12 protein-coding genes are annotated in these 16469 nt (G+C 68.3%); 9 read left to right on the top strand and 3 right to left on the bottom strand.

What is annotated here, in order from left to right; genetic code table 11:
- Nucleotides 1–53: 53 nt before the first annotated feature.
- Nucleotides 54–1169 carry an alpha/beta hydrolase family protein gene (locus tag AC5Y5Z_RS23025; protein ID WP_499927756.1) on the bottom strand — a complete coding sequence of 372 codons (1116 nt, stop codon included), beginning with the start codon at nucleotides 1167–1169 and terminating at the stop codon, nucleotides 54–56.
- Nucleotides 1166–1795 (bottom strand): TetR/AcrR family transcriptional regulator, encoded by a 630-nt coding sequence (locus AC5Y5Z_RS23020; protein WP_499927792.1) that lies wholly within the window; start codon nucleotides 1793–1795, stop codon nucleotides 1166–1168. The genes AC5Y5Z_RS23025 and AC5Y5Z_RS23020 overlap by 4 nt, the downstream gene beginning before the upstream one ends.
- A gap of 64 nt (nucleotides 1796–1859) precedes the next feature.
- Here AC5Y5Z_RS23020 and AC5Y5Z_RS23015 point away from each other — a divergent pair, with 64 nt between their 5' ends.
- The gene (locus AC5Y5Z_RS23015) at nucleotides 1860–2444 is read left to right on the top strand and encodes a VOC family protein (protein WP_463828702.1); all 585 of its coding nucleotides are present in this window, start codon (nucleotides 1860–1862) and stop codon (nucleotides 2442–2444) included.
- 10 nt (nucleotides 2445–2454) lie between these two features.
- Here AC5Y5Z_RS23015 and AC5Y5Z_RS23010 read toward each other — a convergent pair whose 3' ends face one another.
- The gene (locus AC5Y5Z_RS23010; protein ID WP_499927754.1) at nucleotides 2455–3120 is read right to left on the bottom strand and encodes a TetR/AcrR family transcriptional regulator; all 666 of its coding nucleotides are present in this window, start codon (nucleotides 3118–3120) and stop codon (nucleotides 2455–2457) included.
- Nucleotides 3121–3215: 95 nt separating this feature from the next.
- Here AC5Y5Z_RS23010 and AC5Y5Z_RS23005 point away from each other — a divergent pair, with 95 nt between their 5' ends.
- From AC5Y5Z_RS23005 to AC5Y5Z_RS22970, 8 genes are all read left to right on the top strand, one after another.
- The gene (locus tag AC5Y5Z_RS23005; protein ID WP_463828704.1) at nucleotides 3216–4127 is read left to right on the top strand and encodes an oxygenase MpaB family protein; all 912 of its coding nucleotides are present in this window, start codon (nucleotides 3216–3218) and stop codon (nucleotides 4125–4127) included.
- 167 nt (nucleotides 4128–4294) lie between these two features.
- Complete coding sequence (locus AC5Y5Z_RS23000; RefSeq protein WP_499927752.1) at nucleotides 4295–5863, top strand: PPE family protein; 1569 nt, start codon at nucleotides 4295–4297, stop codon at nucleotides 5861–5863.
- Nucleotides 5864–5873: 10 nt separating this feature from the next.
- Nucleotides 5874–6776, top strand: a complete 903-nt coding sequence (locus AC5Y5Z_RS22995; protein ID WP_463828706.1) for a class I SAM-dependent methyltransferase — start codon at nucleotides 5874–5876, stop codon at nucleotides 6774–6776.
- A gap of 271 nt (nucleotides 6777–7047) precedes the next feature.
- A complete protein-coding gene (eccA, locus tag AC5Y5Z_RS22990) occupies nucleotides 7048–8925 on the top strand; it encodes a type VII secretion AAA-ATPase EccA (RefSeq protein WP_473140245.1) in 1878 nt (625 codons plus the stop codon).
- Nucleotides 8922–10520 carry a type VII secretion protein EccB gene (gene eccB, locus AC5Y5Z_RS22985; RefSeq protein WP_463828707.1) on the top strand — a complete coding sequence of 533 codons (1599 nt, stop codon included), beginning with the start codon at nucleotides 8922–8924 and terminating at the stop codon, nucleotides 10518–10520. The genes eccA and eccB overlap by 4 nt, the downstream gene beginning before the upstream one ends.
- Nucleotides 10517–14551 carry a type VII secretion protein EccCa gene (eccCa, locus tag AC5Y5Z_RS22980; RefSeq protein ID WP_499927749.1) on the top strand — a complete coding sequence of 1345 codons (4035 nt, stop codon included), beginning with the start codon at nucleotides 10517–10519 and terminating at the stop codon, nucleotides 14549–14551. Before eccB ends, eccCa begins: the two co-directional genes overlap by 4 nt.
- Nucleotides 14551–14859 carry a PE family protein gene (locus AC5Y5Z_RS22975; protein ID WP_463828709.1) on the top strand — a complete coding sequence of 103 codons (309 nt, stop codon included), beginning with the start codon at nucleotides 14551–14553 and terminating at the stop codon, nucleotides 14857–14859. Before eccCa ends, AC5Y5Z_RS22975 begins: the two co-directional genes overlap by 1 nt.
- Before the next feature lie 2 nt (nucleotides 14860–14861).
- Nucleotides 14862–16424 carry a PPE family protein gene (locus tag AC5Y5Z_RS22970; protein WP_463828710.1) on the top strand — a complete coding sequence of 521 codons (1563 nt, stop codon included), beginning with the start codon at nucleotides 14862–14864 and terminating at the stop codon, nucleotides 16422–16424.
- Nucleotides 16425–16469 lie beyond the last annotated feature (45 nt).

Raw genomic sequence — 16469 nt, 5'->3', positions numbered from 1 at the left:
GCCTTCCCGTGCGCGGTTTCTACCAAGCTAACAACCGGTCGGTTGGGTGGATCTCACGGCCAGCGTTTGGCGATCCAGTCCGCGATGGTGTCGGCCTGCTCATCGCGGGCACCGGGCGTGGTGAAGTAGTGGTCGCTGTCGATAGCGACGCGTGTCTTGTCGGTTGCGGCCAGCGCGTCGTAGATGCGACCCGCATCCGAGGGGAAGACGCCGGTGTCGGCCTCGGCGTTGATCACCAGCGCCGGACAGGTGATGCGGGCCAGGTGCGGCTCGGCGCGGGTCTGCGCCACCCGCAGGCTCCACATGCCCAGCCAATTACGCAGCGTGGTGGCCGCGGCGATGCCCCGCGCGGAGCGATTGGCCTTCGCCGGGGTACCGGCATAGCACGAATTCGCCTGCCGCTTGGTCGGTTCGATACTCGGGTCAACCATGCGCGGATCGGCCCAGGTGCGCTGCACGGTGAACGGGCGATCCGAAAAGCCTGCGGCGCCAACACGTTTGAGCTCGGACTCGGCCCAGCCGGTGATCGCGTGGTTGCGCGCCACCTGAGCGGCCCGGTAGCGCTCGACGAACTCCGCTGAATACGGCGGCCCGTTGTTCTCGTCGAACAGGTCCAGATCGGGATCGGTTGCGACGGGATCGTTTTCGTCGACGACGGCACCGTCCATCCAGGCGGTCAGCACATCCGGGCGGCCCGGGTGGGCCGCGGTGGCGACGTAGCCGTCGGCGGCGGAGAGTTCGGTGACACCGGCGGCGGGCCGCATGCCCGGCAGCGGAGTCACATTCGGATCCACCGCCTGGGACTGATAGGCCGCCATCAGTGACCCGCCACCTGAGTTGCCCAGTAGCACCACGGTGTCCACTCCGGCTTCGTCGCGCAGCCAACGCACCCCCACCCCGATGTCGACGAGTGCGTGGTCGAGCACGAAGCTGCTTTCGAAACCCCGAAACCTGGTGTTCCAGCCCAGGAACCCGATGCCGCGGGCGGCCAGGTATTCGGCGATGTAGTGCTCGGCGAAGTCGATCTGGTAGTGCGTCGCGATCATCGCCACTTTCGGACGGTGGCCGGCGGCGTGGTGGTAGAGGCCCTGGTAGGGATGACCGCCGGCGCCGGCCCGCGCTCCGGTGGGGGACGTCAGTCCGAGGAACTCGCGGACGATCTCACTCAAGAGCGGTCCTTCTCGCTGTAGATGGCGCGATAGTAGATGTTGGCCAGCGTCCGGATGCACGCCTCGTCGTCCGGAACCTGGTGACGGGTCAGCTGGATGTAGCAGAACTGGTTGAACATCGCCACAATCGCCTCGGCGATGAGTTGCGGATCGTCGTCGGGGCAAAACCCTTGCTGCTGAGCACGTCTGACCGACTCGGCAATGAATGAAAGCGGGATGGAACACATTTCGGCCCAATGCCGCGCGAAATCCTCGCTGACCATCGCCAACTGGGAGACGCTGATCACTTCTGCCAACCGGTGCCGGTAGGTGTGCCAGTGCGCGGCGGCCGCCTGGTGGGCACGGTCGCGGTCCGACAGGCCGTGCTCGGTCACCGCCATGGCCCGCTCGTTGGCCTCGTCCCGGAAGCGCAGCGCCCACTGGCGCACCATCGCTTCCTTGGAGTCGTAGTAGTTGTAGAACGACGCCGCCGAGCGTCCGGCCTCGGTGGTGATGTCGGCGATGGTCGTCGCCAGAATTCCTTTGCGCGCGATCACTTTTCGGGCTGCGGCATCGATGGCGGCCTGGGTCCGCCGGCCGCGGTCGGTGGGGTACTGGGGACCTGCCTGTTGCGCCGCCGTCACCAGCACCTCCCCGGAACCTGAATCTGATGTTAGATTCAGGTCTGGATCTTAGGTAGGGAGACGCATCATGATCAAGCCGAACAACCCCAACACCGAATTCGAACTCGGCGGGATCAACCACGTCGCGCTGGTGTGCTCGGACATGGCGCGCACGGTGGACTTCTACAGCAACGTGCTGGGCATGCCGCTGATCAAGTCGCTCGACCTGCCCGGGGGTGCCGGCCAGCACTTCTTCTTCGACGCCGGCAACGGCGACTGCGTCGCGTTCTTCTGGTTCGCCGAGGCCGCCGACCGGGTCCCGGGACTGAGCTCGCCCGGAGCGCTGCCGGGCTTGGGTGACATCACCAGCGCGGTGAGCACCATGAACCACCTCGCGTTCCACGTGCCGGCAGAGCAGTTCGATGCCTACCGGCAGCGGCTGAAGGACAAAGGCGTGCGGGTCGGACCGGTGCTCAATCACGACGAGAGCCCTATGCAGGTTTCGGCGACCGTGCATCCCGGCGTGTACGTACGCTCCTTCTACTTTCTGGATCCCGACGGCATCATGCTGGAATTCGCTTGCTGGGTCAGGGAATTCAACGAGGCGGACACGCCGGCGGTGCCCCGGACGGCGGCCGACCGCCGCCCGCCGGTGACGGCCGGGGTGGTATGAGCGAGGCCGCTCAGGTGGCGGCGTCGGCTCGTCCCGACAGTCCGTACAGGCTGGGGTGGGTCAGTTCGCCGACCAGCAACGTCAGTTGATCGACCAGTTCGTCCGGGTCGAGGCGGACGTCACCGGTCAGCCAGGCGCTGATCGCCTGCCCGACCCCGCCCACCGCGAAGTGGGCACCCATCTTGATGCGCTCGTTGGCGCCGATGTGCAGGGCGGTCGTCGCATGGTGACCGGACAGCAGTGCGAACAGGGCGGTGGACTCCGCTCGTTTGCGGATGACGACAGGGTCGGTGAGTTTGTTGCTGAAGATCAACCGGCCGATCCGGGCGTCGCCGGCGATTGTGCGCACGATGGTGCTCAGCCCGACCCGGGTCTGTTGCTGTATGGGTGCAGTGAGTACCGCGGCCTGCGTCTGTGCCGCGAGGTCGGCGATGATCCAGTCGAACACCGCGCCAATGAACTCGTCTTTGTCAGTGAAGTTCTCGTAGAAGTAGCGGGTGGCGACACCCGCCCGTTGGCAGATACCGCGCACCGTCACCGCGGACAGGTCTTGCTGATCTGCACCGAGCAGATCGAGACCGGCTGTCAGCAATTTCTGGCGTCGCTCGGCGAACCGAGCTGCCGCCCCGACGCCGCGGTACGGCCGGGCGGGCACCCCCCCACTATCCGAAGCCATCAGTTCATATTGACACCGCGGCCAGGTACCGACAAATATCTGGAAACACGGGTACGCACAATTAGCGGACCCCGCGGGACCGGAAAGGTCGTGGAATGGCCATCCTCGAAGGGGTAGCTAAGCCCCTGCAACACGTCGAGCGGACCATCGCGGAGCCGGCTCGCAGGGATCGAAGATCCGTCCCTAAGCGCCGGCCGGGCATCGACGAAGGCATGATGGGCGTCGCGCTGCTGGCTGGACCGGCCAACGTGATCATGCAGCTGGCGCGGCCCGGAGTCGGCTACGGCGTGATGGAGAGCCCGGTCGACAGCGGGCGGGTAGATCTGCACCCGATCAAGCGGGCCCGCACCACATTCACCTATCTGGCGGTTGCCACCGCCGGCAGTGACAGCCAGAAGGCGGCCTACCGGCGCGCGGTCAACCGGGTACACGCCCAGATTCGCTCGGCACCGGACAGCCCGGTGCAGTACAACGCCTTCGATCCGAACCTGCAGCTGTGGGTGGCTGCCTGCCTGTACAAGGGCGCGGTGGATGTGCACCGCACGTTCGTCGGGGAACTGAGCGAAGCCGACGCCGAGCGTCATTACCGCGAGGGCATGAACCTGGGCACCACGTTGCAGGTGCCGCCGGAGATGTGGCCGGCCGACCGGGCCGCTTTTGACCGGTATTGGCAGGAATCACTGGAGCTGGTGCACATCGACGACGCGGTACGGGAGTACCTGTACCCGATCGCCGTCGCGCGCCTGAAGAAGTTGCCCCTGCCGGGCGTGGTGACCGCGCTCCCGGAAAGTCTCGCGTTGCTGATCACCACCGGATTCCTGCCGCAGAAGTTCCGGGACGAGATGGGCTTCCCGTGGGACCGCACCCGGCAACTGCTGTTCGACCAGCTGATGACGGTGGTGCGCATCGGCAACGGATTGCTGCCGCGCGTCGTCCGGCAGTTCCCGTTCAACGTGTTGCTGTGGGATCTCGACCGCCGAATCAAGGCCGGTCGTCCCCTGGTGTAGCCGGCCGTCGGCCCCACGGCAGGAACGCGGACGTCGACGCCTGCCGGTCGGCGACGAATACCGCCTGACGCACGCTGCGCAGGACTTGCGCAGGGCGCGCATATGGTGTCGAATGGCCGATAATGAAAACCATATTCATCAACATGGTTGGCTGATGCATGTCTTGGATGGCGTCACCCCCTGAGGTGCACTCGACGTTGCTCAGCAGCGGGCCCGGACCGGGACCGTTGTTGTCGGCCGCCGCGGCGTGGACGGCGCTGAGCACCGAGTACACCGCGGTGGCCGACGAACTCGTGGCCACCCTGGCAGCGGTGCAGGGCGGGGCCTGGGAGGGGCCGAGTGCCGCGCAGTATGTCGCCGCCCACGCGCCCTACGTGGCCTGGCTGACGCAGGCCGGTGCCGACAGCGCCAGCGCCGCCGCCCAGCACGAGACGGCGGCGGCCGCGTACACCACCGCGTTGGCCGCCATGCCCACGCTGGTGGAGCTGGCGGCCAATCACGCGATACACGGCGTGCTGGTCGCGACCAACTTCTTCGGGATCAACACCATCCCGATCGCGCTCAACGAGGCCGACTACGCGCGGATGTGGGTGCAGGCGGCCACCACCATGGCGACCTATGACGCCCTCTCGGGTGCGGCAGCGGCGGCGACGCCAGTGACGTCGCCGGCGCCGGAGATCGTGCACGACGAGCACGAGCACGAGGACGAAGACGGCCACGAACACGAGGGGGAGGAGGGCCACGAGGGTCACGAGCACGGCGACCCGACCCAATTGGACTTCCTCGTCGCGGACTTGCTGCGCGCGCTGACCAACGGCCAGATCAACTGGGACCCGCTCGAGGAGACCCTCAACGGGGTCCACATGCATGACATCACCGACGCGACCCAGCCCATCTGGTGGGTCGCCCGTTCCCTGGAGTTCGGTCAGCAGTTCGAAACCTTCGTCCAGCAGCTGTTCACCAATCCCGCGGGGGCGCTGGAATACGTCGTCGAGCTCGCCGAATTCGATTGGCCGACGCACCTTGCGCAACTTGCGCCGTTGCTACAGTCGCCGCAGTTGCTGGCGGCCGCAATGGGTAGCGCCGTGGCCAACCTGGGTGCGACCACCGGTTTCGCCGGGCTCGCGGGGCTCGGTGCCATTCCAGCCCCCGTCGTCGCCGCGATCGTCCCCCCGGTCGCCGCCGCGCCGGTACTGCCGGCCGTCGGCACCGCGGCCCCGTCCGTCGTCGCATCGGCGCCCGCGTCGGCCGCCCCGGCACCTACCACCGCGACGGCAACAGCCACGGTCACCAGTGCCCCGTCGGCGCCCCCGCCGGCTCCGGTCGCCGGCGGCGGCTTCCCCTTCCTGGTGGGCGGGGGACCCGGCGTCGGGTTCGGCTCCGGTATGAGTGCCGGTGCCTACGCCAGCAGAAAAGCGTCAGAGCCCGATGCGGCTGTCGTGGCCGCGGCCGCGGCGGCACGCGAGCAGGCGCGCCGGCAGCGGCGCCGACGGACGGCGCTGCACGAACACGGCAACGAATTCGCCGACATGAATGTCGACGTCGACCCCGACTGGGATGCCGAACCGGAGTCCTTCGCGTCGAACCGGGGGGCGGGGAAGCTGGGTTTTGCCGGCACGGTTCGCAACGAGTCGGCCGACGATGCGACGGGGCTGACCGCCCTGGCCGGCGACGAGTACGGCGGCGGCCCCCGGGTCCCGATGCTGCCGAACAGCTGGAACCCCGGCCGCGCGTAAGGTCGGCCCGGTGCGCAGTGACGGAGACAGCTGGGACATCACCACAAGTGTCGGATCGACGGCACTGTTCGTGGCAACCGCGCGGGCGTTGGAGGCGCAGAAGGCCGATCCGCTCGTCGTCGACCCCTACGCGGAGCTGTTCTGTCGTGCGGTCGGTGGATCGTGGGCGGATGTCCTCGACGGCAGGGATCCCGACCACGAATTGAAGAGCGAGGACTTCGGTCAGCACTTCGTCAACTTCCAGGGTTGCCGCACCAGGTACTTCGATGCCTACTTCGAGCGCGCCGCCGCGGCCGGTGTGCGGCAGGTGGTCATCCTGGCGGCCGGATTGGACTCCCGCGCGTACCGGTTGCCTTGGCCGGACGGCACCACGATCTTCGAGCTCGATCAGCCGCAAGTCCTCGACTTCAAGCGGCAGGTGCTCGCCGAGCACGGTGCGCAGCCGCGGGCCGAACGTCGTGAGATCGCCGTCGACCTCCGCGACGACTGGTCACAAGCGTTGCGGGACAAAGGATTTGACCCCGAACGACCTTCAGCCTGGATCGCCGAAGGTCTGCTGATCTATCTGCCGGCCACCGCCCAGGAGGCGCTGTTCACCGGGATCGACGCGTTGGCCGGTCCAGGCAGTCACGCGGCGATCGAGGAAGGCGCCCCGCTGCCCCGAGACGAATACGAGGCCAAGGTGGCAGCAGAACGCGCCGATCCGGATGCCGGTCAGCGTCCTTTCTTTCAACTGGTCTACAACGAGCAATGCGCCCCGGCCACCGAATGGTTCGGTCGGCGCGGCTGGACGGCGGTCGGTACGCCGCTGAACGATTACCTGCGTGAGGTGGGCCGGCCCGTCCCCGGCCCGGACTCCGAGGCCACGCCGATGTTCTCCCGCATCACGCTGGTGAGTGCTGCGAAGTCGTAACACCGGGTGTCGAAAGGCGCCGCTGCAACGGTTCTGGCACCGCTCCGCCCCGCCGTTGTTAATGAAAACCATATTCAGTAAGCTGGGCGGCTGGGCGTCGTTCGGCCGCGAAGAGCAGAAGACTCGCTGGTCAGAGGGCTGAGACGGGAGTTGGTGTGGTGAAGCGCACGCAATTGACCGCCTCGACAGTTAGCTTAGGGAATGCTAACTTCGGGGGGCTAACGGGCGGAGTCTGCCAATGGAGATCTTAACCTCAGGTGAAGGCGGGGGCGTGGAACGCGGTGACATAGGTGGTCGGTCGGGCCTGTCGACGGGCATGGTTGCGGCCGAACCCCGACCCTCCCGGACCGACAGCAGGGTCGACGAAGACGTGATCAGCAGGTTCGCCACCTGCTGCCGGGCCCTGGGCATCGCGGTTTACGAGCGGCAACGTCCCGCCGACCTGAGCGCGGCCCGCTCGGGCTTCAGCGCGCTGACCCGGATCGCGCACGAACAGTGCGACGCCTGGATCGGCCTGGCGGCCTCCGGCGACACCTCCAAGCGTGTGCTGGAACAGATTTCGCGCACCGTGGCCACGGCCGGTGTGCTGCAACGACAGGTGGAACTGACCCCGGGTGCACTCGGCTACCGGTACGACACCGGCCTGTACCTGCAGTTCCGGGCCACCACCGCGGACGACTTCCACCTGGCCTACGCGGCCGCACTGGCCTCCGAAGAACAGTTCGCCGAGGCCTACGACATCGTCAGCCGCATCGTCGAACGCCGGCCCAAGTCGCGCGAGGCGCGCTGGATCGCGGTCGTCATCAATTACCGGGCGGAGCGCTGGTCGGACGTCGTGAAGTTGCTGACCCCGATCGTCAACGACACCGACCTGGACGAGGCCTTCGCGCACGCGGTGAAGATCGCGCTGGGCACCTCGCTGGCCCGGTTGGGCATGTTCGCTCCGGCGCTGTCCTACCTCGAGGAACCCGAGGGCCCTATCGCCGTGGCCGCGGTCGACGGCGCGCTGGCCAAGGCGCTGGCGCTGCGCGCACACGTGGACGAAGAAGCGGCCAGCGACGTGTTGCACGAGCTCTACGCGGCCAACCCGGAGAACCAGGAGATCGAGCAGGCGCTGTCCGACCCGAGTTTCGGGATGGTCACCACCACCGCGGCGCGTATCGAAGCCCGCACCGACCCGTGGAACCGCGACACCGAGCCCAGCGACGCCGACTTCGTGGACCCGGGTGCCCGCGAACGCAAGGCGACCCTGCTGGCCGAGGCTGAGGTGGCACTCAACGAATTCATCGGTCTCGACGAGGTGAAGAACCAGGTTTCCCGGCTCAAGAGCTCGGTCGCCATGGCGGTGCTGCGCCAGCAGCGCGGATTGACCGTCGCGCAGCGCACCCACCACCTGGTGTTCGCCGGCCCGCCCGGAACGGGTAAGACCACCATTGCCCGGGTGGTCGCCAAGATCTACTGCGGCCTGGGGCTGTTGAAACGCGAGAACATCCGCGAGGTGCACCGTGCCGACCTGATCGGTCAGCACATCGGCGAAACCGAAGCCAAGACCAACGCCATCATCGACAGCGCCCTGGACGGCGTGCTGTTCCTCGACGAGGCCTACGCTCTGGTGGCCACCGGCGCCAAGAACGACTTCGGCCTGGTGGCCATCGACACGCTGCTGGCGCGCATGGAGAACGACCGCGACCGGCTGGTGGTCATCATCGCCGGATATCGAGCCGACTTGGACAAGTTCCTCGACACTAACGAGGGTCTGCGGTCGCGGTTCACCCGCAGCATCGACTTCCCGTCCTACCAGCCGGCGGAGCTGACCGAGATCGCGAATCTCATGGCGCAGCAACGGGACAGCGTATTCGAGCCGGCCGCGCTGGAGGACATGCAGCGACTCTTCACCCACCTGGCGCAGACGTCTTCGCCGGACAGCAACGGGATCAGCCGGCGCAGCCTCGACATCGCGGGCAACGGCCGGTTCGTCCGGAACATCGTCGAACGGTCGGAAGAGGAGCGCGAATTCCGGCTCGACCACTCCGAGCAGGCCGGTACGGGTGAATTCACCGATGAGGACCTGATGACAATCACCGCACAAGATGTCGGCAACACCGTGGCCCCGCTGTTGCGCGGGCTGGGACTGTCGGTGCCGGCATGAGCAAGAACGACGCCGACGGCGAATGGGCGGACGACCGACGTTCGTTCACCTCTCGCACCCCGGTCAACGAGCACCCCGACAAGGTGGAATATCGGCGCGGTTTCGTCACCCGGCACCAGGTGACAGGTTGGCGATTTGTGATGCGCCGCATCGCTTCTGGGATCGCGCTGCACGACACCAGGATGCTGGTCGACCCGCTGCGCACCCAGTCGCGCGCGGTGATGATGGGCGTGCTGCTGCTGATCACCGGGTTGATCGGCTGCTTCGTGTTCTCGCTGATCCGGCCCAATGGGCAGGTCGGCAACAACGTGGTACTGGCCGACCGGTCCACGGCCGCACTGTATGTGCGGGTGGGCGATCAGTTGCACCCGGTGTTGAACCTGACCTCCGCCCGGCTGATCGCCGGTCAGCCGGTCAACCCGACCACAGTGAAAAGTGCTGAGCTGGACCGGTTTGCGCGCGGCAACCTGATCGGCATCCCGGGCGCCCCGGAGCGCATGGTGCAGAGCAGCTCCCGCGACGCGGCCTGGACGGTGTGCGACGGCGTCACCGGGCAGGGTGGGCGCGGCGCCCGCAGCACCGGTGTGACTGTTATTGCGGGACAACCGAAGACCGACGGCACCCGGGCCGCGGCGATCAGTCCGACGCAGGTGATCCTGGTCGACGCAGCCGCTTCCGGGGGCAACGGCACCTGGCTGCTGTGGGAAGGCAAGCGCAGCCAGATCAACCTGGCCGACCATGCGGTCACCAACGCGCTCGGCCTGGGCACCGAGGTGCCGGCGCCGCGGCCGGTTGCGGCCGGACTGTTCAATGCGATTCCGGAGTCGGCGCCGTTGGCGGCGCCGCCCATCCCGAACGCCGGTGCCCCGGCGGGCTACCCCGTCCCCGCCCCGATCGGCGGCGTGGTGGTGGCCTATTCGCTGGACAGGGCCGGCTCGGACACCTTCTACGCGGTACTGCCCGACGGTCTGCAGCCGATCTCGCCGGTGTTGGCCTCGATCCTGCGCAACACCAATTCCTATGGCCTGCAACAACCGCCGCGGTTGGCCGCCGACGAGGTGGCCAAGCTGCCCGTCTCGCGGATGTTGGACACCTCGCGTTACCCCGCCCAGCCGGTCACCCTGGTCAACGCGGCCAGCAACCCGCTCGCCTGTGCCTTCTGGAGCAAGCCGTCCGGCGCCGCCACCAGTTCCCTGACCCTGTTGTCGGGTTCGGCACTGCCGGTGGCCGAGGGCGTGCGCACCGTCGATCTGGTCGGGGGTGGGGCCAAGATCGCGCTCACCCCGGGCACCGGATACTTCACCCAGACGGTGGGTGGTGGTGCGGCGGCGCCGGCGACCGGCTCGCTGTTCTGGGTCTCCGACACCGGGGTGCGGTACGGCATCGACAACGAGTCTGACCGGTCCGGGACCAACGGCAAAGCCGTTGAGGCACTGGGGCTGCAGTCGCCGCCATTGGCCATCCCGTGGTCGATCCTGTCCTTGTTCGCAGCAGGTCCGACGCTGTCGCGCGCCGATGCGCTGTTGGCGCATGACGGTTTGCCGCCGGACAGCCGACCGGGCCGTCCGGTATCCGCCGAAGGGGAGCCCCGATGAGCAGACTGATCTTCGAGGCACGCCGACGGCTGGCGCCGCCGAATGCCCGCAAGGGCACCATCACCATCGAGGCGCCGCCGGAGTTGCCGCGGGTCATCCCGCCGTCGCTGTTCCGGCGTGCGATGCCGTACCTGATCGGCATCCTGATCGTCGGCATGATCGTCGCGCTGTTCGCCACCGGCATGCGGCTGATCTCGCCGCAGACGCTGTTCTTCCCGTTCGTGCTGCTGCTGGCCGCCACCGCGCTCTACCGCGGCGACAGCAACAAGATGCGTACCGAGGAAGTCGACGCAGAACGTGCCGACTACCTGCGGTACCTGTCGGTGGTCCGGGACAACATCCGGGCCGCCGCCGCCGAGCAGCGCGCCGCCGCGCAGTGGTCGCATCCGGAGCCCGGGGCGCTGGCCGCGGTGCCCGGTTCCCGGCGCCAGTGGGAGCGTGACCCCCACGACCCGGACTTCCTGGTACTGCGCGCCGGTCGCCACTCCGCGCCGCTCACCACCACGCTGCGGGTGAATGACATCGCCGATGAGATCGACCTGGAACCGGTGTCGCACAGCGCATTACGTAGCCTGCTCGACACCCAGCGGACCGTCGCCGACGTGCCGACGGGTATCGACCTGAGCAAGGTCTCGCGGATCAGCGTGCTGCCCGGCCCCGATGGCGGCGAGCCGGACGTGCACGCGGCGGTACGCGCGTGGATCGCCCACGCGGTCACCTGGCATGACCCGACCGTGCTCGGTGTCGCGCTGGCCTCCCGCAATCTGGAGAGTGCCGACTGGTCGTGGTTGAAGTGGTTGCCGCACGTCGACATTCCCGGCCAGGTCGACGGCGTCGGCCCGGCCCGTTACCTCACCACCGATGCCGACGATCTGGCCGAGCTGCTGGCGCCGGCGCTGGAGGACCGCCCGGCGTTCACCGGGCAGCCGGTCGACGCCCTGCGGCATCTGCTGATCGTCGTCGATGACCCGGACTACGACCTGACCGCGTCCACGCTGGCCGTCGGACGCGCGGGCGTCACCGTCCTGCACATCTCGGCCACACAGCCCAACCGCGAGCAGTACTCCGACCCGGAGAAGCCGATCCTGCGGATCGCGGGTGGCGGCATCCAGCGCTGGCAGACCGGCGGTTGGCAACCCTACATCGACTCCGCCGACGGACTGGGGGCCGAGGACGCGTCGCACCTGGCGCGTCGGCTGTCCCGCTGGGACTCCAACCCGACCCACACCGGGCTGCGGTCGGCGGCCACCCGCGGGGCGAATTTCACCACGCTGCTGGGGATTCCGGATGCGTCCCGGCTGGATGTGCCCGCATTGTTCGCACCGCGGCGCCGCGACGACGAGTTGCGCGTGCCGATCGGCGTGACCGCGACCGGCGAGCCGCTGATGTTCGACCTCAAGGACGAGGCCGAGGGCGGGATGGGTCCGCATGGCCTGATGATCGGTATGACGGGTTCGGGCAAGTCGCAGACCTTGATGTCGATCCTGTTGTCGCTGTTGACCACTCACTCCGCGGACCGCCTGATCGTCATCTACGCCGACTTCAAGGGTGAAGCCGGGGCCGACAGCTTCCGCAATTTCCCGCAGGTGGTCGCGGTCATCTCGAACATGGCGGAGAAGAAGTCGCTGGCCGACCGGTTCGCCGACACGCTGCGCGGCGAGGTGGCCCGGCGCGAGATGTTGCTGCGCGAGGCCGGCCGGCGGGTGCAGGGCAGCGCGTTCAACTCGGTGACCGAGTACGAGGCGGCGCAGGCTGCCGGGCACGACTTACCGCCCGTGCCGACACTTTTCGTGGTCGCCGACGAATTCACTCTGATGCTGGCCGATCACCCGGAGTACGCGGAGTTGTTCGACTACGTCGCGCGCAAGGGCCGTTCGTTCCGCATCCACATCCTGTTCGCGTCGCAGACCCTGGACGTCGGCAAGATCAAGGACATCGACAAGAACACCTCGTACCGGATCGGTCTGAAGGTGGCCAGCCCCAGCGTGTCCCGGCAGATCATCGGCGTCGAGGACGCCTACCACATCGAATCGGGCAAGGAGCACAAAGGCATCGGGTTCCTGGTGCCCGCGCCGGGTGCGACCCCGATCAAGTTCCGGTCCACCTACGTCGACGGCATCTACGAGCCGCCGCAGACCGCCAAAACCCTTGTCGTGCAGTCAGCTCCAGAACCGAAGCTGTTCACGGCCGGCGCCGTGGAGCCGGACCCGGGCACCGTGATCTCCGGCATCGAGGAAGACGAACCGGCCGGTCCGCCGCGCAAGCTGATCGCGACCATCGGCGAGCAGCTGGCCGCCTACGGGCCGCGGGCACCGCAGCTCTGGCTGCCGCCGCTGGACGAGCCGATCCCGCTGACCTCGGTGCTCGCCCGGGCCGGGATACCGCCCCGGCAGTGGCGTTGGCCGCTCGGCGAGGTCGACAAGCCCTTCGAGATGCGGCGCGACCCGCTGGTGTTCGACGCGACCTCGTCGGCCGGCAACATGGTCATCCACGGTGGTCCGAAGTCCGGGAAATCGACTGCGCTGCAGACGTTCATCATGTCGGCGGCCGGTCTGCACTCGCCGCGCGACGTCACGTTCTACTGCCTGGACTACGGCGGCGGTCAGCTGCGCGCGCTGGAGGGTCTGGCGCACGTCGGCAGTGTCGCCTCGGCGCTGGAGCCCGAACGCATCCGGCGCACCTTCGGCGAGCTCGAGCAGCTGCTGCTGTCGCGTCAGCAGCGCGAGACGTTCCGCGACCGTCCCGGCAACGGCCAACACGCCGCGCCGGACTCCGGTCTCGCGGACGACGGGTTCGGCGAGGTGTTCCTGGTCATCGACAACCTGTACGGTTTCGGCCGCGACAACACCGACCAGTTCAACACTCGAAACCCGTTGCTGGCCAAGGTGACCGAACTGGTCAACGTCGGCCTGGCCTACGGCATCCACGTGGTCATCACCACGCCGAGCTGGCTGGAGGTGCCGCTGGCGATGCGGGACGGGCTGGGCCTGCGCCTGGAGCTCAAGCTGCACGACGCGCGCGACAGCAACGTCCGGGTGACCGGAGCGCTGCAACGCCCGGCCGAGGCGGTGCCGCACGACCAGCCGGGTCGGGGGTTGACCATGGCCGCCCAGCATTTCCTGTTCGCCGAACCGGAGCTGGACGAGATCCCCGCGATCAACGCGCGCTACCCGGGCCAGGCCGCACCGCCGGTGCGGTTGCTGCCCACCGACCTCACGCCGGCAGCGGTCGGTGCGCTGTATCGGGGACCGGAACGGGTCGTGCTCGGCCAGCGCGAGGAAGACCTTGCGGCGGTGGTCCACGACTTCGTCGAGAACCCGCTGCTGATGGTGTTCGGCGACAGCAAGTCCGGCAAGACCACGCTGCTGCGCCACATCATCCGGACCATCCGCGAGAACTCGACCGCCGACCAGGTGGCCTTCACCGTGCTGGACCGCCGGTTGCACCTGGTGGACGAGCCGCTGTTCGCCGACAACGAGTACACGGCCAACATCGACCGGATCACCCCGGCGATGATCGGGCTGGCCAACCTCATCGAATCGCGCCGTCCGCCGGCGGGCCTGTCGCCGGCTGAATTGTCCCGCTGGAACTTCCGGGACCAGTCAGCCGACCACCCGTCCGGCCACACCCATTACCTGATCATCGACGACGTCGATCAGATCCCGGACTCACCGGCCACCAGCGGCCCCTACCTCGGGCAGCGACCGTGGACCCCGCTGATCGGTCTGCTCGGCCAGGCCAGCGAACTGGGACTGCGGGTGATCGTCACCGGCCGTGCCTCGGGGTCGGCACACGGCTTGATGACCAATCCGTTGCTGCGCCGGTTCAACGACTTGCAGGCGACCACCCTGATGCTGGCCGGAAATCCACAGGACAGCGGCAAGATTCGCGGCCAGCGGTTCAGCCGGCTGCCCGCCGGCCGCGCCATGCTCCTCACCGACAGCGACTACCCGACCTTCATCCAGTTGGTCAATCCGCTCGTCGGTGCAGCCGCGATATTCGGTGATACGCAACAGAAAGGAAGTCAGTAATGGCGTTGCGAGTAGTTCCTGAAGGACTGGCCGGCGCGAGCGCCGCCGTGGAAGCCTTGACCGCCCGATTGGCGGCGGCGCACGCCGCTGCGGCGCCGCTGATCACCGCGGTGGTGCCACCGGCCGCGGACCCCGTGTCGCTGCAGACCGCTGCCGGGTTCAGCGCCCAGGGCCAGGAGCACGCCGCCGTCGCGGCGCAGGGTGTCGAAGAGCTGGGCCGGGCCGGTGTCGGTGTCGGCACGGCGGGCGCCAGCTACCTCGCCGGTGACGCGGCGGCCGCTGCGACCTACGGGATCGCGGGCGGCTGACCATGAGCTCCCCCCTGGGGCCGATCTGGATTGCATCGCCGCCTGAGGTGCATTCGGCGTTGCTGAGTAGTGGACCGGGACCGGCGTCGCTGTTGGCGGCCGCCGGGGCCTGGAACGCGCTCAGCGCCGAATACGCGGCGACGGCAGCAGAACTCAGCGGTCTGGTGGGCGGAGTACAGGCGGGTTCGTGGGAGGGGCCGACCGCCGAACAATATGCCGCGGCACATCTGCCGTATGTGGCGTGGCTGCAACAGGCCAGCGCCGATGCGGCCGGAACGGCGGCCCAGCACGACATCGCGGCGTCGGCATACACCGCCGCCTTGGGGGCCATGCCGACACTGGCGGAGCTGGCCGCCAACCACGTCATGCACGGCGTGCTGGTGGCGACGAACTTCTTCGGGCTCAACACCATCCCGATCGCGCTCAACGAAGCCGACTACACGCGGATGTGGCTGCAGGCCGCGGCCACGATGGGCCTGTACCAGGCGGCCGCGGGGACGGCGCTGGCCTCGGCGCCCCGCAGCACTGCGGCGCCGACCATCGTCAACCCCGGTGCGGAGGCAGCATCGGCGGCCGACGTCACCCAGGCCGCCGCAGCCGCACCCGCCGCCGACGCCGGTTCGCAGTTCAACATCCTGCAGATCATCGTGGACCTGCTGCGTTCCTACGTGCTGACGCTGCCCGACGGCCAATTGCTGTGGGACTTCCTGTCCAATCCGCTGCCGGCCATCGAGCAGATGATCATCGACTTCGCCACCAACCCGCAGGCCGCCCTGGTCACTTGGGGGCCGCTGCTGTTCGCGCTGGGTTACCAGGCGTTCTTCCAGCCGGTCGGTTGGGGTACCTGGGGCACGGTGCTCAGTGCGCCGCTGTGGGCACCCCCGCTGCTCGCCGTCGGGCTGGCCAGTCTGGGTTTCCTGAGTCTGCTGAACGTGGACGTGGTTCCGGAGGTCCCGGCGGCGGCACCGCCGCCTGCGCCGATGCCGGTCGCCCAGCACCAGAGCTTCCCGGCCGTGGGACTCGGTTCGACGGTGGCGGGTCCGGCCGGGGCGCCGGCGTCCGCGCCGGCCGCGGGTGCGCCCGCCGGTTCGGTGCCCGCGACCGCCCCGGCGACGGCGGCTTTCCCGTATGCCGTTGCCGGACCGGATGACTGGGGGCCGAGTCTGGGTCCGACCGTGGGTGGCCGTACCGCGGCCAAGGCGCCAGCCGCGACCATTCCCGCCGCCGGAGCGGCCGCGGTGAGCAGCGCAGCGGCCCGGGCCAAGCGGCGGCGTCGCGCACCGCTGCACGACCACAGCGACGAGTTCCTGGACATGGACTCCGCCGTCGATCCCATCTGGAACGGCGACGACGCGCAGGCGTCCGAGCGCGGCGCCGGCACGTTCGGCTACGCCGGCACCATACCCAGGCAGACGGTGCAGCGGGCCGCCGGGCTGACGGCGCTGGCCGGCGACGAATTCGGCGGTGGCCCAAAGGTTCCGATGATGCCAGGTACCTGGGAGCAGGCCGGAGAGGAAGGGGGGCCGGAAAGTCAGCGAGATGACTTACCGCGTAACGGGCAGTGATGGTTTTGCGATTCGGCTGAATCGAAGAGATGGAAAGGAAGAGCT

The sequence above is a fragment of the Mycobacterium sp. NGS29 genome, assembly GCF_059812965.1.
The sequence above is the reverse complement of the archived record's forward strand: the minus strand, read 5'-3'. Positions and strand labels throughout refer to the sequence as shown.